Source organism: Nostoc sp. (assembly GCF_036916985.1).
Taxonomy (GTDB): Bacteria; Cyanobacteriota; Cyanobacteriia; order Cyanobacteriales; family Nostocaceae; genus Nostoc.
This window is the reverse complement of the sequence record NZ_JBALFD010000097.1, coordinates 183,202-202,058: the sequence shown is the minus strand read 5'-3', so window position 1 is coordinate 202,058 and position 18,857 is coordinate 183,202. Positions and strand designations below refer to the sequence as shown.

Below are 18,857 nucleotides of genomic sequence, written 5' to 3'. Positions count from 1 at the left end.
TTTTGGGGATTGGGTACTGGGGATTGGGTACTGGGTAATCGATACTGGTTACTGGGTATTGATTGGGAAAATTCTTCCTTAATTCCCAGTCCCCAGTCCCTAATCCCTAATTCCCTAATTCCTTAACGTATTGCTCGTAGAACTCCAAAGCAACCTTTTCAATTACGTCGTAAGCTTCAATTGTCTGTATTCCAGCTTCTTGCAATTTTTCTTGAGGACAGTTACCAATCTTAGAGACTAAAACTGCTTTGCAATCTGCGATCGCTTTCATAATATGCTCAAAAGAAGCTTCTTCGCCGTATCCACCTTGGCAGTATTGGTCAATTTTGCGATGACCGATAAAGCGAACTTCGTTTCCACCCACTTCGTAAATTTGGAATTCTTTCGCATGACCGAAGTGTTGGTTAACTAATCCGCCGCCTTTGGTTGCTACTGCAACTAGAACTTTCGGACTGTTGACAATTTTCTTACCGGCTAGCGCCTTATCTTTGGCTACTTTAAGTTCTTCTTTAAACTTCTCAATTCCTTCATGAACAGTAGCGCGTTGTTCTATGTCATATTCGGGAGCCATTTCCAAGAATTTCTCTTTAGAAAACTCTTGGCTGCGGTCTTCTCCTAACAATCCGACTGCATCGGCACGACACTGGCGACAGTGGCGCATCATTTTCATGTTACCAGAGCAGTTGTCTTGAACTTCTTTGAGTTCTTTGGGTGTGGGGCCGCGTTGCCCGGTTAAACCGAAGTGTGTGCCATGTTCTGGTGCAGAAATCAATGGCATGATGTTGTGCAAGAATGCACCTTTTTCACGGATGACTCGATTCACTTCAACTAAGTGATGGTCATTAATTCCGGGAATCATCACAGAGTTGACTTTGCACAAGATATCTGCATCTTTGAGGGCTTGCAATCCTTCCATCTGTCTTTCGTGGAGGATTCTCGCGCCTTCAATGCCTCTATAACGCTTGCGTCTGTAGTGAACCCAAGGATAAATCTTAGCACCGATCTCTGGATCTACCATGTTAATGGTGATCGTTACGTGATCTATATTTAATTGTTTAATGCGATCGATGTAATCTGGCAGCATTAAACCATTGGTTGATAAGCACAGCTTGATGTCTGGTGCTTGCGCTGCAATCAACTCAAATGTGCGGAAAGTTTTTTCTGGGTTCGCCAATGGGTCACCAGGGCCAGCAATTCCCACAACTGTCATTTGGGGAATCTTGCCACCAATGACCAAAGCTTTGTGTGCAGCTTCTTCTGGTGTTAGCAATTCACTAACTACTCCAGGACGGCTTTCGTTAGCGCAATCATATTTGCGGTTGCAATAGTTGCATTGAATGTTACAAGCTGGTGCAACTGCAACGTGCATCCGGGCATAGTGGTGATGAGCGTCTTCGCTGTAGCAGGGATGTTTAGCAATGCGTTCTTGGAGTTTTTCGTCTCTTTCCACGGTGGCGCTGCTGTTGCTGTCGCAGCCGCAACCACCGGATTTTGCTTGGGTTGGCGATTCCGTAGCGTTAGAGTTGAGGAGTCGTGTAGACGGTGATGTCATTGAATTTCGCAAAAAGGTCGGTGGACTCGGCTGCCACTGTGGGAGATGCTGTTGCTACTCTTTCATGCCCAGAATTGAAGTCGCGTCTTCCACACTGCCTGCAAACCCTTGGGTTCGGGCGACTTGTTTTCAAGTCAGGCAGGCGATAGATATCTGATGTTCGGCTGGTGTGTGTCAACGTTCGGTTCTTGGGTAGAATTGGTGCTTACAGCCGCGACTTCTCTTCACTTCAGGCATGGTGCTATGTCATCCCTCCACTCACTTTTCGCTTTGTTTTGTTTCAGAGCGTTAAGTGATTGGCGATATAAGATTTATAGCAGCCGTCTCCCAGCTAGATATTGCGTCTCTCTAGGATAGAATTTATTGGATTTATTACTTTTGTACTCAAATACTAAAAACCCTAATTCTTCAAGCATTACAAGAATTAAAAAAGTTTTTTTCAGGTAGGGGTTCTAGTATTTTTTGGTTGGGGTTCTAGTGTTTATAGATAGGGGTTCAGGATTTCTTTGTACTCAGTCAAAACCCAACCCTAGCAATAACTTTAACTAAATTGAAACTGGGTTTGGGTTATTTAAATGTGTACTCAGATTGCCCTCAATTTCCGTCAAAAGCAATCAATGCCAAGGGTTTGAGGGTGAAAAACTGGAGTAGTCTATATCGTTCTACTCCAGAAACGTGCGAAATTCAATTCTGTATCTAACATATCATTTTTTTGAGGGTAAAAATGCAATTCATATTTTTTTAATTTTTGCTTTGACAAGCATATTCAGTTGTGGTTGTAAGTCTTGTCTGATCGGCGATATGAGGTAATGAAAATAGGTGTGTTGCTGCATATCATTTTCAAAAAACTTAACTTTTAACTCCTTTTTTTCATTCCCACAATGAGGAGATGGGTAGGAAACTGTCAGATTTTGTGTTTAAGAGAAACAACAAACTATAATCTAACATGATTGTGCGATCGCAATGAATTTTCTGAATTGCTCACTACAAACCTTAACGAAAAACCCCATTCCCGACACGGGAATGGGGAAAATTCAAAGTCTCTCTTCTAAAAGGCTACGGTTGTTACCCCCCTTACTCCCCCCGATGTATTGGGGGGAAAGCAAGAAATCTTGTTCCCTCCCCTTTATAAGGAAAATCTGATATTGACACGGATACTACTAAAAACCAGGGAAAGCAAGAAATCTTGTTCCCTCCCCAATATATCGGGGAGGGTTAGGGTGGGGTAAAACCTTGGGTTTTTCAGCTATTTCAGACTTGTGTGTACACCGTAGCCTTAAAGGAAGAGAGAAGTAGAAGAGAGGTTTTCCCGATACCGCTGAATTGTCAGAGTGTCATTTAGCTACAATCAAACCAACCGTGAAAAAATCTGAGTTATGATAGCCATCGCCCAACAGCCGCCAAAAATGACCGTTGAGGAATATCTAGAATGGGAACCTCAGCAAGATCTTCGCTACGAATATGCCAATGGCGAAGTATTTGCTATGACAGGCGGTACAATTCCCCATAACGACATTGCACTAAATCTCTACAGACCCTTGTACCCTCATTTGCGTTCCAGGGGTTGTCGAGTGAATGTGTCAGACGTGAAAATGCAACTTACTCCCCAGAGTCGCTACTATTATCCTGATGTTATTGTCAGTTGCGACCCTCAAGACCTCAATGCCCGCAAATTTATTCAACATCCCAAGCTGATTGCTGAAGTTCTTTCGCCAGGTACAAGCGCGAAAGATCGGGGTGAAAAATTCACTTATTATTTGACAATCCCCAGTTTGCAAGAATATATCTTGATTGACTCGGAACAAATCTCCGTTGAGCGTTACTGTCGAGGTGAGGGTAGGATGTGGCTTTACTATCCCTACACGGCTGGAGATATCGTCACTCTATCGAGCATTGAATTTGAATGCCCAATTGAATTGCTGTATGAAGGTGTTGTATTTAGCACTGAAGAATAAAGAGAATGTTCCGTGTTAACTTTTAAAGAGCGATGTCTACGACGGGGTGCGCCTACGCACCTTAAGCAACTGCATAGCCTGTGTAGGGTCTTAATTCCGGTGGACGAAACCCCAGAACAATATGTTCTTTAGGAATGCCAGCTCGTTCTAAATCGGCGGCAATGCCTTCTTCAGTGCCATCCCGTTGAATCCAGATTTTGCCATCAATCAGGTCAATATGAACCAGACAGCCATGAATGCGGCGATCGCCATCCCAACCTAGATCCATCCACAAATAGCGATCGCGGCTTCGATCGAACACCACTTCTGATTGAATCTTGGCATAGGAATAAGGTAGTGAAGCATATTCAGTGAGGATAGTTTCAATCACCTGGCGATAGTGGTCTAACTTGGTATAATCCATTGTTTAATGACCTCCTGTTTTGGATCAAAGGTAATCAGCTTTAAACGATGATTTCTCAGTAACAGTTTGCCGATAGGTTCTTCAAATAAATCATCAAAAACACTGTTAGGGACTGCAAGATATAGTACTCGTTCTGGCTCCAATTCAATCAATATATCCTGATATAAAATATACTGACCCAACGCTTTTTCTAAATCATCAACATCTGATCTACCGCTAAAACTTTTAATCTCAACTGCAATTTTAGATTCTGCTTTTTGCGCCGCTAAAAGTTGTCTAGCACCTAAATCAATATACAAATCTTTTTTACCAAATTTAAGAGTCAGTGGGTCATGAGTAATTATCCATTTATCTTTAATCAAAGCATTTTTGACACTATTATGATATATGTCTCTAGCTGGCATACAGGTGTAGTCTTAGACTGATATTGATATTTTAGGAAATTTCTGGCTGCGCCTAGCATCTTCGTTAAATGCCATGCTCCGGCGTAGCCAATCGTAGAAATCGCTACACTGTAGTCATAAGCTGTCTAAGAGGATGTCTGAAAAGTTTTTTGTATACACTGAACGCTTAGAGATCCCCCTAAATCCCCCTTATAAAGGGGGACTTCGAGACTCTTATTCCCCCTTTTTTAAGGGGGGTTAGGGGGGATCAAGAAATATTTGATACTTCTCAGACATCCTCTAAGTTCATTCACGAAAACAGGGTAACAGGAGGAATACAATGAAAGCAGTGCTTATTCGTCAGTATGGTGCGACTGAAGTTTTGCACTATGAAGATGTGGAACAGCCGAAAATTGAGCCAACTCAGTTACTTGTAAAAGTTCATGCTAGTAGCGTCAATCCCATTGATTGGAAAATCCGCAAAGGGATGTTGAGTTTGATTACCGGCAGTAAATTTCCGAAGATTCTGGGATTTGATGTAGCGGGAGAAGTCGTAAAGGTTGGCTCTGGGGTTACGCGTTTTAAACCTGGAGATGCTATTTATGGCAGTACTAGCTTCCCTGGAGGAGGTTACGCGGAGTTTGCAGCCATCCCAGAAAACTTGGCGGTGCTGAAACCAACGAATTTATCTTATGAAGAAGCTGCGGCTGTGCCTTTAGCAGCGCTCACGGCTCTACAAGCACTGCGAAATCAGGGAAATATTCAAACAGGACAAACTGTGTTGATTAATGGCGCTGCGGGTGGTGTAGGGATTTTTGCGGTGCAAATTGCTAAGGCTTTAGGGGCAGTGGTGACGGGAGTTAGCAGTACCAAAAACTTGGATTTGGTGAAATCTCTGGGTTCTGACCGCGTGATTGATTATACGCAGCAGGATTTCACCGCAGATACAGCACAGTATGACATTATCTTTGATGCAGTGGGTAAGCGATCGCTCTCAGAAACCAAAAGAGTTCTCAAACCCAACGGAGTTTATATCACAACCGTACCCAGCCCGAAAGTCTTCTTAGAGATCGTCTTAACAGCGTTCCTTCCGGGTCAAAAAGCCAAATCGGTGTTTGAAAAGCCTAACGCGAAGGATTTAGTTTATCTGAAAGAATTGATTGAATCTGGTAAAATTCGTGTGGTGATTGATCGCACATATCCCTTACAAGAACTAGCGGCGGCTCATGATTATAGCGAAACTGGGCGGGCAGTGGGGAAAATTGCGATCGCCATTTAGGGTAACTGAGATTTTTCACCCTCTAAGGCTTAATATCATTTGTGTCACAATTGAGGAAAATAATATATATCCTACGACCTGGCAAGCCCTTATGTGTGTGATGATTAATAATCAGGATTAGGTGTGTGGTTAGTACATTTTACTGAAAATCTTGGCGATCGCAATTTCCAATTAATCTAAAAAACCAACGCAAAACCTAACCCCCTAAGAGGATGTTTGAAAAGTTTTTTTTATACGCCTAACCCTTGGAGATCCCCCTAAATCCCCCTTAAAAAGGGGGACTTTGATTCCGGTTCCCCCCTTTTTAAGGGGGGTTAAGGGGGATCAATGAGTGCCTAAAATCACACCTAACTACTTTTAAAACAACCTCTAACGCTCTTCCCGACGCAGAAAGGGTGAAAATTCAAAGTCTCTCTCCTTTTAGGAGAGAGATTTAGAGAGAGGTTCTTCAGATACCTGTGATATTTCTGCAATCACCCTGAAATCAGGAAACATTACTCCAGCTAGTGGATATACTCGTAATCAAACTCTCAACAGAAGCGAGTATTATGCTGGACTGGTTAGCTTATTGGGGTGTAACTCAGGCCGCCGGGTTGATTTTTAAACCCATTCTGGAAGACTTAGCCAAGGATGCTGCTAAAGATTGGGCTAAAGATTTATTAAAAGGCATTCCTGGCAAGATTTTCCAGAAACTTAAGAAGGAAGACATAGAAATTGCTGCTGGTAAAGCCTTAAAGGAATTTTTGCAACTCATGCAGCAGCAGTTAAAGGTTCGTTGCAAACTGACTGAAGCTGAGATTAAAGAGTACACCACAGACATCCAGAAATTTATCAGCGATAAATCGGTTACAGAAATTCTTGGTAAGGCTTTTGATATTAATTGTGAATCTCTAGATGCTAAAACCCTAGAAGATAGTTGGAACAGGCTGCAATTAAAACCTCTGCCATCTAAGTTTAACTGGCAATCAATTACAGAACAGTATTTAATACAAGTCCAAGAAATTCTTTTAGATTCAAAAGAATTACACCATATCCTAGAATTACAAAATTTATCTGATATTGAAATAAATACCAAAGAAATTGCTGGTGTTATTGTAGATTTTAATTTAGTTAAATATCAAGAAGGAATCCGCGAACGCTATGGCAATCTCAAGTTAGATAGCTTAGATACTAGCGGCTATGCCTATAACGAACTTAAATTATGGCGGATTTTTACTGCTCAAAATGTCCGGGAAACTCATCAAGTTTTAGCACAAGTTCACGAACTGCCTAAAGAACATCTTAGACGGCTGCGAGAAAGCGATCAAGTAGAAGCAGAAGTGGAATTAGAAGAATTAGAACGCCACAAACGGGTTTATTTTGAACAGCCGATCCGTTCAGTATTAGATGTTGTCAATAAAAAGCAAGATTATAAATATCTTGTGATTTTGGGCGATCCTGGTTCAGGTAAGTCTACATTATTGCAATTTCTGGCTTTGAATTGGGCAGAGTCTCCACTGGATAATGTTATCTCATTACCAATTCCCTTGCTAATTGAATTACGCACTTATATGCGGCGACGGGAAGATAAAGAGTGCAATAATTTTCTAGAATTTTTTCATAACTGTAGTGGTGCTGTTCATCATCTCAATCAGCTTGAACTAGATAAACAATTAAAAGCTGGTAATGCCTTAGTAATGTTTGATGGTTTGGATGAGGTATTTGACCCTGGTAAGCGAGAGGATGTAATTACTGATATTCATCGCTTTACTAATGACTATCCTGATGTGCAGGTAATTGTCACATCTCGGATTATTGGCTATAAACCGCAACGATTGCTTAATGCTGAGTTTCGCCACTTTATATTACAAGATTTAGACTCAGAACAAATTCAGGATTTTATCTACCGTTGGCATGAGTTAACTTTTACCGATGCAGTAGATAAGGTGAGAAAACGGGAACGGCTACAAAGAGGAATTGCAGCTTCCAAATCTATTGCAGAATTGGCGGGAAATCCTCTGCTGTTGACGATGATGGCAATTCTTAATCGGAATCAAGAGCTACCAAGAGATAGAGCTACACTTTACGATCAAGCATCGCGGGTACTGCTACATCAATGGGATGTGGAACGCGTTTTGATAGAAGATAAGAGGTTAGATCCCAAAACGATTGATTATAAAGATAAGCAAGCGATGCTGCGTCAGGTTGCTTATCTTATGCAAACTGGTGATAAAGGTTTGGCAGGTAATTTGATTAATGAAAATGATTTAGTCAAAGTTCTGACTGATTATCTCAAAACCATAGAATTTGATAAACCCAGAGAAGTTGCGCGGGTGATAATTAATCAACTGCGGACTCGTAACTTTATGTTATGTTTCCTGGGTGCAGATTATTATGCTTTTGTGCATCGGACATTTTTAGAATATTTTTGTGCTTGGGAGTTTGTCTGGCAGTTTAAAGAAACGCAAATTCTATCAATTGATAACCTAAAAGAGGATGTATTTGGTAAGCACTGGTGGGATGAATCTTGGCATGAAGTTTTGAGATTGATTGCAGGGATGATTGATACTCAGTTTGTGGGGCAAATTATTACTTATTTGATGGCGATAGATGGGGAACACGAAAAGTTTGTTAACTTGTTTTTAGCAGCTGATTGTTTGGCAGAAGTAAGGAATCGTCGGGTAATTGAGTCAACAGCAGATGAATTACTGAAGCAAGTAAAAGATTTAATTAAATATGACTTGCCTTACTACTACTTCAGGAATCTTGTAGAATACACAAATCTATTCGATAAAATTCGCGCGCGCGCAGTCAAAGTAATTGCTGTAATTTGGACAGAAGAACGTAACACCCTCCCTTTTTTGAGAGAATGTGCTATTAATGATGACGATGAGTATGTGCGAAGTGCAGCGTTGTCAGCATTAGCTACCTATTTCAAAGAAGACCCGGATACCCTCCCTTTGCTCAAAGAATGTGCCATCAAAGATGCTTATGCAGTTGTGAAAGAAGCAGCAGTGGAAGCGTTAGTCAGCAGTTACAAAGAAGACGCGGAAACTCTCCCTTTCCTCAAGGAAGGCGCTACTAGTGATGATTATGGGTGGATACATCGTACAGCGTTGTCACCATTAGTTACCTATTTTAAAGAAGACCCTGACACTTTGAGTATCATTAAATACTGGTCTACTCTCGATGACTGGCGTAAGCGAAGTGCAGCAGTGGAAACATTAGGCAACAATTACAAAGATGATCCTGATACCTTTAGCATCCTCAAACACTGCACCTCTACTGATAATGACTGGCGTGTGCGAAGTGCAGCAGTACGAACATTAGGCAACAATTACAAAGATGATCCTGATACCTTTAGCATCCTCAAACACTTCGCCTCTACTGATAATGACTGGCGTGTGCGAAGTGCAACAGTATATGCAATAGTTAGCAACTTTAAGGAACACCCTGACACTCTCCCCTTCCTCAAACATCGCGCCACTGCTGATAATGATGAGAATCTGCAACGTGAAGCAGTATACGTAATAGCCAGTAACTTCAAGGAACACCCGGATACCCTTCCATTCTTGAAACACTGCGCTACTGCTGATGATCGTCAGGGTGTAAGAAGTACAGCCGTGGGAAAATTAGCCGAAAATTACAAAGATGACCCCGACACCCTCCCTATCCTCAAACACTTTGCCACTGCTAGCGATGAGATGGTGCAAAGAGCAGTGGTGCAAGGATTAGTCTACAACTACACAGATGATTGCGACACCCTTCCATTCCTGAAACACTGCGCTACTACTGATGATTATGAGCGGGTACGCCGGATAGCGGTGCAAGGATTAGCCGACAGTTATAAAGATGATCCCGACACCCTAGCCATCCTCAAACACAGTGCTACTAATGATGATCATGCCGAAGTGCGGAGTGCAGCAGTGGAAGCATTAGGCAAATATTTCCAATATCAGCCTGAGTTATTTGATATCTACTACAACTGTGCTGTAAATGACCCTTTTCAGCATCAAGAAAAACGGAAAATCGTATGGGAAATCAACCCTCGGCGCATTGCGCTGGAGATAATTATTAAGCAATTTCCTCAGCATCCCAAGACTTTACCACTGCTGCGCGATCGCACAGAGAATGACCCAGATGAGCAAGTGCGGGAATTTGCTCAGAAGAAGTTAAAGCAGTGGGAAGGGTAAATGTAAGCTGAGTTATGCCCAAGACAATCACAGAACTCAAAGCAAAAAAAGCTTACTATTATCTATGTCACAATTGAGGAACAGACAATAAACCCAACCAATGAACAAGCACAAGCCTGTGTGCGAGTCTGCCAAATGTTATCAAACACTTACAAAGATATCCACCTGTTTCGGTTTCAAATCCAAACTAGAGATGTGTATATTTTGGCAGGCGAGAATATTGAAATTATCGTACCCCCTAGTGGACTCTGGAGGTTTTTGAATGAAACCGAACTTTGAAGCAATGACTAACAAAGAACTGACAGCCTATATACTTGCACATCGAGATGATGATGAGGCTATTCGTGTCTTGTTTAGTCGCCGTAATCCTCCTGATTCAGAAGCAACATGGTACGGGCCAATGGTAGCTGAAGACGGTACGCCAATAGAAGAAAATATTCGCATTGCAGAAGAAGCAATTAGGCAACGCATTGAGCAAGCAAATCAAAGCAAGCAAGATTCTCAAAGTTAAGAATAAAAGATTGGCTAAAAATTATGAACAACACAGAAGTTCGTCAGCAAATCAACCAATATCTGGATGTATTATCTTCAGAACACCTACAACTTGTTGCTGACTTTTTAGCATATCTAGCAGATAAGGAGAGTGAAGACGCTACCCAAGAGTTGCTTGATATCCCTGGATTTATTGAATCTTTTAAAATAGGTAAAAAAGATATTGCTGAAGGTCAAGTAAAAAACTGGAGAACACTCTCATCTTCTCACTAAAATTTTCATTTCCTTGGAAAAACCAAATCAAAGTATGAGTATCTAATAACACCTGCATTACATATAATCCTGCAATTCTTCTAATGGCTCATCAAAGTCATCTGATATTGTAATCAAATCTTTGGCACTACCAAATAAAGGAGAGCGTTTTTTTTCTGAAATCACCGGAGTTAGCTTAACCATCGGCTGTTCGTCTTTGGTAATAATAATTTCCTCGCCATTGATTGCTGCTGCGATTAATTCATGTAAGTGTTGTGATGCCGCGTCAATCGTAATGTGTTGCATAACTATCACCATTTAATTAATTATTTTATAGCATTACGAATAGACTTTACCATTGTTGCGCGATCACGCCGCCCATCTATGCGAGTATTGTTTATATCCAGAATTAGACGGCTTAGGTTTTCAAGTTGCGAATTTTCTTCAGCACAGAGTTGCTAACCTAACTCAAGTTGTTTAATGCGTTTTAGAGCATCTTGATAGTCACTTTCTTTTCCTTGTTGCTTATACAAATCGGCAGATTTACGAAAATCTTCAATTGCTGCTTGCTTATTTCCTAAATTAGACTGAGAATTACCCCGGTTGTAGTAAGCATTTGCATAGTTGGGATTAATTTTTATGGCTTGGTTGTAATCTTCAATTGCTGCTTGGTTATTTCCTAAATTATACCGAGCTAAACCCCGGTTATAGTAAGTATTTGCATAGTTGGGATCAATTTTTATAGCTTGGTTATAATCTTCAATTGCTGCTTGGTTATTTCCTAAATTATACCGAGCTAAACCCCGGTTGTAGTAAGCATTTGCATAGTTGGGATTAATTTGAATGGCTTGGTTGTAATCTTCAATTGCTGCTTGGTTATTTCCTAAATTATACCGAGCTAAACCTCGGTTGTAGTAAGCATTTGCATAGTTAGGATTAATTTGAATGGCTTGGTTATAATCTTCAATTGCTGCTTGGTTATTTCCTAAATTATACCGAGCTAAACCGCGAGCCATGTAAACATTTGCATAGTTGGGATTAATTTTTATGGATTGGTTGTAATCTTCAATCGCTGATTGGTTATCTCCTAAATCATAGCGGACTAAACCGCGGTTGTAGTAAGGATTTGCATCATTGGGATTAATTTTTATGGCTTGGTTGTAATCTTCAATTGCTGCTTGTTTATCTCCTAAATCATAACGAGCTAAACCCCGATTTATGTAAGCATTTGCATAGTTGGGATTAATTTTTATGGCTTGGTTGTAATCTTCAATTGCTGTTTGCTTATCTCCTAAATCATAGCGAGCTAAACCCCGATTCATGTAAGCATTTGCATAGTTAGGATCAATTTGGATGGCTTGGGTATAGTCTTCAATTGCACCGCGAAAATCTTTGTTGTTGTATTTTTCTAATCCTTCATTATAGTAAGTCTCAGCACTTTTACTTTTCTGTTCTATTGTTACTGGATTTGTCGGTCTTAGCAAATAAACAGCACCACCACCCGTCAATACAATTAATGGAATAACAATAAGATATATAGGAATAGAGTTTTTTTGCCGAGGTGGTGGAGTAACTGGAGGTGTAACAGGCTGAGTTACTGGTATTGGCTCTGAATTTAACGCTTGTAAAACTTCCGTCGCTGACTGATAACGCTGCTGGTATTCTTCTTGCAACAATCTATCCAGTATTCGCCCTAAATCCTCACTTATTGGTTGCTGCAAATACTGTCTCCAACTAGCAACCCAACCATAACCTTGTCGTTGCCAAAGTTCCCAAGGGTGAATTCCACTCAACAGGTGAAAGCAAGTTGCACCTACACTATATAAATCACTCGCCGGGTAAGCTTTACCTCCCTGCATTTGTTCTAGTGACGCATAACCAAAAGAACCAATGGTTGTTCCTATTTGTGTCATCACTGTTGCTGTCAATTGTTTGGATGCACCAAAGTCAATCAGCACTAACTGCCCATCACTACGACGAATGATATTCTCTGGCTTGATATCGCGGTGAATGACTTGCTGTTGATGAACTGTTTTGAGAATATCTAACAAATCGAGCAATAATTCTCTAACTTTCTGCTGATTGAAAATTCCCTGCTGTTTTAATTCATCTAATAAATTCTGTCCGTCGATAAACTCCTGCACCAAATACAGGCGATTATCTTGGTTAAAATACGCCAATAGTGTGGGAATTTGGCGATGGTTTCCTAATTGTTGCAGTTGCTTTGCTTCTTGCTCAAATAGTTCTGTGGCTTTTTTTAGTGCGGCAGTTCCCTGGACTTGCGGTGCAAATTGCTTGATGACACAATACTCATTGAGTTTGTCTATATCTTCTGCTAAATAAGTTTTACCAAATCCCCCACCACCTAATGATTTAATCGGGCGATAGCGGTTTCTCAGCACTACCAGTCCTGTACCGCAGTTGAAGCAAAACATTGTGCGATCGCTATTGGGCGGATTGTGGCAATCTGGATTTAAGCAGCAGATCATAGCTATGCTTTCATTAGGAAATGTAATTATTATCGCTTAACTACAAGCTATTCCCCAGAGAAATCGCAAAAAACCTCGTCAGTACATCAGTGCGGAGTAAGTATTTAAAATGTCTCGTCCATATATTAATACAGAATTACGGCGTTTAGTTAGCGATCGCGCTCCGCAAAAGGATAATAAAATATATGCTGAGATTTCTGAGACTACGAGAGTTAGGATCAGAAAGTAGTCTGTCGAACACATGTTAACTATATGACAACCACATCGCGTGTTGTTCATAGCGACCCCGATATATTGGGGGGAACTCCTGTTTTTGTTGGTACTCGTGTGCCGATAAAAACCTTGCTTGATTATCTAGAAGCGGGTGACTCACTGGATGAGTTTTTAGATCACTTTCCCAGTGTCAGCCGTGAACAAGCGATGTCTACGACGGGCTATGCCTACGCCGCTCTAGAATTAGCAAAGGAAATGCTGACGTGAGCTTAATACAACAACTCTATTCTTTGTGATGATGAAACCGAATTCCTAAAAAGATGTCATAAACAAACTCAAAAAAGTCCTTTTTCTGCAACAATCCTGAAGTTTGATAACATCCTTTTTCATCTAAGAGTGGCTTCATGACATAGTATGCAGGCTGGTAATTATACCAAGGAATAGAAGGCCATAAATGATGAATTAAGTGGTAATTCTGTCCCATAATTAGGATATTGAGAATCGGGTTCGGATAGACGCGAGCATTTTTCCAGCGATCGCGCTCCGCAAAAGGACGATGGGGCAAATAGTCAAAAAATAATCCCAGTGCTATCCCCACCACAAAAGCCGGTAAAAACCAAAAATTCAGAATATAACCCAAAAAGTGGTATTGCACTGATATGTAAACAATTGCGCCTATAATTAAACGGCTGATAAACCATTCTAGTAGCTCATATTTCCGCCACAGTCGCCGTTGAAAGAAAAATACCTCGTGGTACAAAAACCGCACTGCAATCAGCCATAGCGGCCCACCCGTAGAGACATAATGATCTGGGTCGTCTTTGGGATGGTTGACATGACCATGATGCTGTAAATGCACCCGCGTAAATACTGGAAAAGCAAAAGCTAGCATCAAAGCGCTACCATGCCCTAACACCGCATTCATCACACGGTTACGATGGGCAGATTGGTGACAGGCATCATGAATTACTGTTCCAGCACAATGCAATGCAATGGTGTTAACGCTAAAACACAGCCAATGCGGCCATTCCCAAAGCCAGTAACCAAAATTGGATAACACCAACATTGCCACAGCTACGGAAAACAGCAGCAGCGTGGGATTGAAATCACCAGGAGGCGCTAAAAATTCCTTGGGTGGGATTGTCAGTGGCTTTTGTGCCTCCGATGCGATCATCTCTAACATTGACTCCTTCTCGATCAAACATTACGAATATACGATCAATATTAGTGAATAATAAAGATTTACAAAGTTTTGTATAGCAATATTTATCCGCAGCTTTGCATATCAGCAGATGAATAACGTTATGATTCCAGACGAGGACTAGTCTTTACTGATAAGTGGGGTATGACAATCGGCAAAAAGTTTATGGGATAAACTCCTTCGTGGGGAGGATGGATACAAAAATTGATGTAGTATATCTAGTCTATCCCACAGCCCCCACTCTCCAATAAATTCTCTCTAACTGCTTATATCTATTTATTGATATAGCAGTGACTGAAAAGGAGATGCGACTTAAGTTACGATGACTTCCCAGATAGCTCCCTAACTTCAGCCCCTATGCAATTAAGAGATTCTCTGCGCCGAACAAAAATTGTCGCTACTATTGGCCCCGCTACTAGCAGTCCTGAAATGCTCAAGGCGATTATTGAAGCGGGAGCCACGACGCTGCGGCTAAACTTCTCCCACGGAACTCATGCCGACCATCAGCGTAGTATTCGCTTAATTCGGCAAACCGCTTTTGAACTAAATCAGCCAGTGGCTATTCTCCAAGACTTGCAGGGCCCAAAAATTCGCTTAGGAAAGTTTGACAATGGGTCTATAGTTTTGGCAAAAGGCGATCGCTTCACCTTGACAAATCGTCCGGTGGTAGGTACTCAAGAAATTAGCTGTGTCACCTACGATTATTTAGCCGAAGAAGTCCCAGTTGGCGCAAAAATCCTCCTCGATGATGGACGAGTAGAAATGGTTGTAGAGGAAATTAACCGGGATAAAGGTGATTTGCATTGTCGCATTACCGTGCCTGGTAAACTTTCTAACAACAAAGGCGTAAACTTTCCCGGCGTTTACCTGTCAATTAAGGCAATGACCGACAAAGACCGAGAGGATCTAATGTTTGGTCTAGATCAGGGTGTCGATTGGGTGGCACTTTCCTTTGTCCGCAATCCTCAGGACATGATCGAAATTAAAGAACTAATTTCTAGTACAGGCAAGCAAGTGCCAGTGGTTGCCAAAATTGAAAAGCACGAAGCCATTGAACAAATGGAGGCGATTCTGGCTTTGTGTGATGGCGTGATGGTTGCCAGAGGCGATTTAGGGGTGGAATTGCCAGCAGAAGATGTTCCCGTACTCCAAAAACGGCTAATTGCTACAGCAAATCGCCTGGGAATTCCCATTATCACCGCTACTCAGATGTTAGATAGCATGGTGAGCAATCCCCGTCCCACTCGCGCTGAAGTGTCGGATGTGGCCAATGCAATTTTAGACGGCACGGACGCGGTAATGCTCTCCAACGAAACCGCCGTGGGTAGCTTTCCTGTAGAAGCAGTGGCGACAATGGCGCGAATTGCCGAACGTATGGAGCAGGAAGAAGCCCAACACTTAAACCTACGTTCTACGAGAGATGCCCGACGCTCCATTCCTAATGCGATTAGTCAAGCTGTCGGTCAAATTGCCGAACAATTAGGTGCAGCAGCAATTATGACCTTAACCCAAACCGGGGCAACAGCTCGCAATGTCTCTAAGTTTCGTCCTCATACACCGATTTTGGCAGTGACACCCCATGTAAATGTGGCGCGACAGCTACAGATGGTGTGGGGAGTAAAGCCGCTGTTGGTGTTAGGATTACCTTCCACTGGTCAAACGTTTCAAGCTGCGATTAACGTGGCTCAAGAGCTTAAGTTACTATCTCAGGGAGACTTAGTAGTGATGACTGCTGGCACACTCCAGGGGGTTTCTGGCTCTACAGATTTGATTAAGGTAGAGGTGGTAACGGCGGTACTAGGTCACGGAATTGGCTTGGGACAAGGTTCAGTAAGTGGTCGCGCACGGGTGGCAAATACTGGTATGGATGTGAGTAACTTTAATCATGGAGATATTTTGGTTGCATCCCGCACTAGTGCCGATTTTGTTGAAGCAATTCGGAAAGCTGCCGGGATTATTACCGAAGAAGAAAGTCTCACAAGTCACGCGGCAGTGATTGGCTTACGTCTCGGTGTACCAGTGATTGTCGGCGTGAAGCAGGCAACGCAGGTGATTCGCGATGGGGCAATTATAACGCTCGATCTGCAACGGGGTTTGATTTACTCTGGGGCGGTGAGAACGGCTTAGGAGTGGGGACTGGGGACTGGGGATTGGGGACATGGAGAAGAGTTTTCCCAATACCAATGCCCCATGCCCTTTATTAAACAGTTGCGATCGCAGCCCCAAGCCATCCAGCAAAGTTTTGCTGCTGGGTAGAGTTAGGATGTTCAACAGGTTTTACTTGATATCTCATTGGACGTGGTGAGGTGAGGGTGATGGAATAAGTACGCAGTTCGTCTTGGTGGAACACTGCAACTTGAATGGTGTCCCTTGGTTGGTAATCTTTTAGGCGATCGCTTAAGCCACCCGCCGCTAGCTTAATTCCATCAATTGCTAACAACTCATCACCTGCATCAATTCCGCCTACTTGTGCAGGTGATGCAGTCTCTACAAACTTAATAATCTCTCGCCCATTCTCTGTATTTATTTTCACACCCAAGTAAGGTTCTTCTTGCTGATCAGCTACCAAGTGCAAGCCAAAGGGTTCTAAATACTGATTGAAAGGCAAATCATCAGTACTATCAACGTAGCGTTTAAAGAAATCAGTCAAATCGATGCCGGCAACAGATTCTATAACTTCCTGCAACTCTTCTGGGGTGTAGCCAATTTCATCTTGTCCAAATTGCTGCCACATTTTCAGCATCACGTCATCGAGGGAACGCTGATTGTTATGAGTCGAGCGAATCAGTAAATCCAGCAACAACGATACCATTTCTCCTTTTAAATAGTAGGAAATTTGGGAATTGCCGCTATTGGCATCTGGGCGATAGAGTTTTATCCAGGCATCAAAACTCGACTCGGAAACAGGTTGTACTTTGCGCCCCGGTGTCGTTTCATATCTGGTAATTTCCTTACCCAAGTTATTCAAATATGACTTAACATCATAAATTCCCGCCCGCAAAGGAATTAACAAGTCATAGTAACTAGTAGTGCCTTCACAAAACCACAATGATGGTGTGTAATTTTCTTGATCGTAATCAAAAACCTCTAATGCTTTTGGGCGAATTCGCTTGACATTCCACAAGTGAAAGAACTCGTGTGCAACTAATTGGAGAAAGCGATCGTACTTATCCTGAAGGCGAAACCCAAAACGGTGGTAAATTAACGAGCAAGAATTTTTATGCTCCAAACCACCAAAAGCTTGGCTAAATAAATGTAGCAGAAACACATATCGTTCATAAGGCAAACCGCCGAACATCTGCGCTTCTACCTGAATAATTTTTTGGATATCAGCAATCAATTGCTGCACTTGGTAATTACCTTGCCCCCAGATTGCCAGTTCATGGGGTTTTCCCAAAGCCTCAAATTTATACAATTGGTGGCTACCAATCTCAAAGGGAGTATCCACCAGAGTATCAAAATCGTTAGCTAAGAAAGTATTTGTTTCTTCAGCAACGGGTGGTAAGGCAGTAGTTACCTGCCATTCTGGGCGTGGTGGTACGACAGTAACGCGAATGGGTTGCTTATCCCAGCTTGGTATTCTAAAAAATAGTGCCGCACCGTTGAAGTAACCGTGAGTGGTATCGAGGTGATTTGTCCGTACCGATAGCTCATTTGCAAAAATGCGGTAACGTACAGTTAATTCTGAAATACCTGTTTTGTCTACCTGCCAGTGGTTTTTACTAATCTTCCGCCAAGATAAAGGTTTATCCTCTGCAAAAGCCACAAAATCTTGTAAATTCTTGGCATATTCTCGAACTAAGTAGGAACCGGGTGTCCACACCGACAGTTTTAAATCGAGAATCGGCGAGTGGTAATCCACAAGGCGTAAAGTCACCTCAAACAGATGGGTTTCTGGTTGGGACATTGCCACCAGGTAATGAATCGTTGGCCCGGTTTCCTGAATGTAGGTGTTAGGACGAGTTGCTGTTGCTTCAGTCATCTTGTGTGCTGAGTTAATAGTAGATGGGTAATTTTTCCCATCATGACAAATTTACCGAAGAAGAATTCAGAATTTAGTAGCCCCAATTTTCTAAAAGCCAGTTTCAATTTCTGAAACCAGCCTGACAAAAGCTTTAGAAAAGGCTAGGTTAAGTGTTAATCAAAAGCCGCATCAAGTTTTAGAACTGATCCAACTAGTTATAGAATACTCTAGGGTCAATACGCTTGGGTTAAGGGCTACTGGCAAAAGTTTTGGGTTTTCGAGACGCAATAAATCGCCGTCTCTACAAATCTTTTTCTCTTATCTGAACTGTATTGACTCTGGGGTGACAACAATTTTTATGGCATTTCTAGCTGAGTTGAGTGTTCTAGCGTTGTTAAACTTCCAGTTGGCAAGGAGGGTAAAATTAGCAGGCAAATCTGCTACGAAAGCATTGTTGGTAGGACGTTAAATTAGATCCCCGACTTCTTAAATAAGTCGGGGA

15 protein-coding genes are annotated in these 18,857 nt (G+C 41.9%); 8 read left to right on the top strand and 7 right to left on the bottom strand.

Annotated features, from left to right (window positions below; all coding sequences use genetic code 11):
* Window positions 1-106: 106 nt before the first annotated feature.
* Window positions 107-1,552, bottom strand: a complete 1,446-nt coding sequence (gene nifB, locus V7L07_RS32390; RefSeq protein WP_335063619.1) for a nitrogenase cofactor biosynthesis protein NifB — start codon at window positions 1,550-1,552, stop codon at window positions 107-109.
* Between the two features lie 1,376 nt (window positions 1,553-2,928).
* On the opposite strand from nifB, the gene V7L07_RS32385 reads away from it, so the two are divergent.
* Window positions 2,929-3,507, top strand: a complete 579-nt coding sequence (locus tag V7L07_RS32385) for a Uma2 family endonuclease (protein WP_335063617.1) — start codon at window positions 2,929-2,931, stop codon at window positions 3,505-3,507.
* 61 nt (window positions 3,508-3,568) lie between these two features.
* On the opposite strand, the gene V7L07_RS32380 is transcribed toward V7L07_RS32385, so the two are convergent.
* A complete protein-coding gene (locus tag V7L07_RS32380; protein ID WP_335063615.1) occupies window positions 3,569-3,910 on the bottom strand; it encodes a XisI protein in 342 nt (113 codons plus the stop codon).
* Window positions 3,892-4,314: a XisH family protein gene (locus V7L07_RS32375; RefSeq protein ID WP_335063614.1), complete on the bottom strand. Its 423-nt coding sequence runs from the start codon at window positions 4,312-4,314 to the stop codon at window positions 3,892-3,894. The genes V7L07_RS32380 and V7L07_RS32375 overlap by 19 nt, the downstream gene beginning before the upstream one ends.
* 319 nt (window positions 4,315-4,633) lie before the next feature.
* Between V7L07_RS32375 and V7L07_RS32370 the strand changes: the two genes are divergently transcribed.
* The 5 genes from V7L07_RS32370 (at window position 4,634) to V7L07_RS32350 (ending at window position 10,509) form a co-directional block, all read left to right on the top strand.
* A complete protein-coding gene (locus V7L07_RS32370; protein ID WP_335063612.1) occupies window positions 4,634-5,572 on the top strand; it encodes an NAD(P)-dependent alcohol dehydrogenase in 939 nt (312 codons plus the stop codon).
* Window positions 5,573-6,120: 548 nt separating this feature from the next.
* Complete coding sequence (locus V7L07_RS32365) at window positions 6,121-9,744, top strand: HEAT repeat domain-containing protein (protein ID WP_335063610.1); 3,624 nt, start codon at window positions 6,121-6,123, stop codon at window positions 9,742-9,744.
* Window positions 9,745-9,801: 57 nt separating this feature from the next.
* A complete protein-coding gene (locus tag V7L07_RS33600; RefSeq protein ID WP_409339952.1) occupies window positions 9,802-10,023 on the top strand; it encodes a DUF6888 family protein in 222 nt (73 codons plus the stop codon).
* Window positions 10,007-10,255, top strand: a complete 249-nt coding sequence (locus tag V7L07_RS32355) for a DUF6887 family protein (RefSeq protein WP_335063607.1) — start codon at window positions 10,007-10,009, stop codon at window positions 10,253-10,255. Before V7L07_RS33600 ends, V7L07_RS32355 begins: the two co-directional genes overlap by 17 nt.
* 23 nt (window positions 10,256-10,278) lie before the next feature.
* Entirely contained in the window at window positions 10,279-10,509 is a 231-nt protein-coding gene (locus tag V7L07_RS32350; RefSeq protein WP_335063605.1) for a hypothetical protein, read from the top strand.
* 57 nt (window positions 10,510-10,566) lie between these two features.
* On the opposite strand, the gene V7L07_RS32345 is transcribed toward V7L07_RS32350, so the two are convergent.
* On the bottom strand, window positions 10,567-10,794 hold the full coding sequence (locus tag V7L07_RS32345; protein ID WP_335063603.1) for a type II toxin-antitoxin system Phd/YefM family antitoxin: 228 nt from the start codon (window positions 10,792-10,794) through the stop codon (window positions 10,567-10,569).
* 152 nt (window positions 10,795-10,946) lie between these two features.
* Window positions 10,947-12,977 (bottom strand): tetratricopeptide repeat protein, encoded by a 2,031-nt coding sequence (locus V7L07_RS32340; protein WP_335063601.1) that lies wholly within the window; start codon window positions 12,975-12,977, stop codon window positions 10,947-10,949.
* Between the two features lie 252 nt (window positions 12,978-13,229).
* Here V7L07_RS32340 and V7L07_RS32335 point away from each other — a divergent pair, with 252 nt between their 5' ends.
* Window positions 13,230-13,457, top strand: coding sequence for a DUF433 domain-containing protein (locus V7L07_RS32335; RefSeq protein ID WP_335063599.1), 228 nt, complete (start codon window positions 13,230-13,232; stop codon window positions 13,455-13,457).
* A gap of 16 nt (window positions 13,458-13,473) precedes the next feature.
* Here the strand turns inward: V7L07_RS32335 and crtR are convergent, their stop codons facing one another.
* Window positions 13,474-14,364, bottom strand: coding sequence for a beta-carotene hydroxylase (gene crtR, locus V7L07_RS32330; protein ID WP_334777967.1), 891 nt, complete (start codon window positions 14,362-14,364; stop codon window positions 13,474-13,476).
* A gap of 384 nt (window positions 14,365-14,748) precedes the next feature.
* Here crtR and pyk point away from each other — a divergent pair, with 384 nt between their 5' ends.
* Complete coding sequence (pyk, locus tag V7L07_RS32325; RefSeq protein WP_335063597.1) at window positions 14,749-16,518, top strand: pyruvate kinase; 1,770 nt, start codon at window positions 14,749-14,751, stop codon at window positions 16,516-16,518.
* A 73-nt stretch (window positions 16,519-16,591) separates the two neighbouring features.
* On the opposite strand, the gene V7L07_RS32320 is transcribed toward pyk, so the two are convergent.
* On the bottom strand, window positions 16,592-18,373 hold the full coding sequence (locus tag V7L07_RS32320) for a M61 family metallopeptidase (RefSeq protein WP_335063596.1): 1,782 nt from the start codon (window positions 18,371-18,373) through the stop codon (window positions 16,592-16,594).
* Window positions 18,374-18,857: the final 484 nt, after the last annotated feature.

Excerpts from the sequence above, each read along its gene's own strand:
- nifB (WP_335063619.1), bottom strand. The coding sequence starts at position 1,552 with ATGACATCACCGTCTACACGACTCCTCAACTCTAACGCTACGGAATCG.
- V7L07_RS32385 (WP_335063617.1), top strand. The coding sequence starts at position 2,929 with ATGATAGCCATCGCCCAACAGCCGCCAAAAATGACCGTTGAGGAATAT.
- V7L07_RS32380 (WP_335063615.1), bottom strand. The coding sequence starts at position 3,910 with ATGGATTATACCAAGTTAGACCACTATCGCCAGGTGATTGAAACTATC.
- V7L07_RS32375 (WP_335063614.1), bottom strand. The coding sequence starts at position 4,314 with ATGCCAGCTAGAGACATATATCATAATAGTGTCAAAAATGCTTTGATT.
- V7L07_RS32370 (WP_335063612.1), top strand. The coding sequence starts at position 4,634 with ATGAAAGCAGTGCTTATTCGTCAGTATGGTGCGACTGAAGTTTTGCAC.
- V7L07_RS32365 (WP_335063610.1), top strand. The coding sequence starts at position 6,121 with ATGCTGGACTGGTTAGCTTATTGGGGTGTAACTCAGGCCGCCGGGTTG.
- V7L07_RS32355 (WP_335063607.1), top strand. The coding sequence starts at position 10,007 with ATGAAACCGAACTTTGAAGCAATGACTAACAAAGAACTGACAGCCTAT.
- V7L07_RS32350 (WP_335063605.1), top strand. The coding sequence starts at position 10,279 with ATGAACAACACAGAAGTTCGTCAGCAAATCAACCAATATCTGGATGTA.
- V7L07_RS32345 (WP_335063603.1), bottom strand. The coding sequence starts at position 10,794 with ATGCAACACATTACGATTGACGCGGCATCACAACACTTACATGAATTA.
- V7L07_RS32340 (WP_335063601.1), bottom strand. The coding sequence starts at position 12,977 with ATGATCTGCTGCTTAAATCCAGATTGCCACAATCCGCCCAATAGCGAT.
- V7L07_RS32335 (WP_335063599.1), top strand. The coding sequence starts at position 13,230 with ATGACAACCACATCGCGTGTTGTTCATAGCGACCCCGATATATTGGGG.
- crtR (WP_334777967.1), bottom strand. The coding sequence starts at position 14,364 with ATGATCGCATCGGAGGCACAAAAGCCACTGACAATCCCACCCAAGGAA.
- pyk (WP_335063597.1), top strand. The coding sequence starts at position 14,749 with ATGCAATTAAGAGATTCTCTGCGCCGAACAAAAATTGTCGCTACTATT.
- V7L07_RS32320 (WP_335063596.1), bottom strand. The coding sequence starts at position 18,373 with ATGACTGAAGCAACAGCAACTCGTCCTAACACCTACATTCAGGAAACC.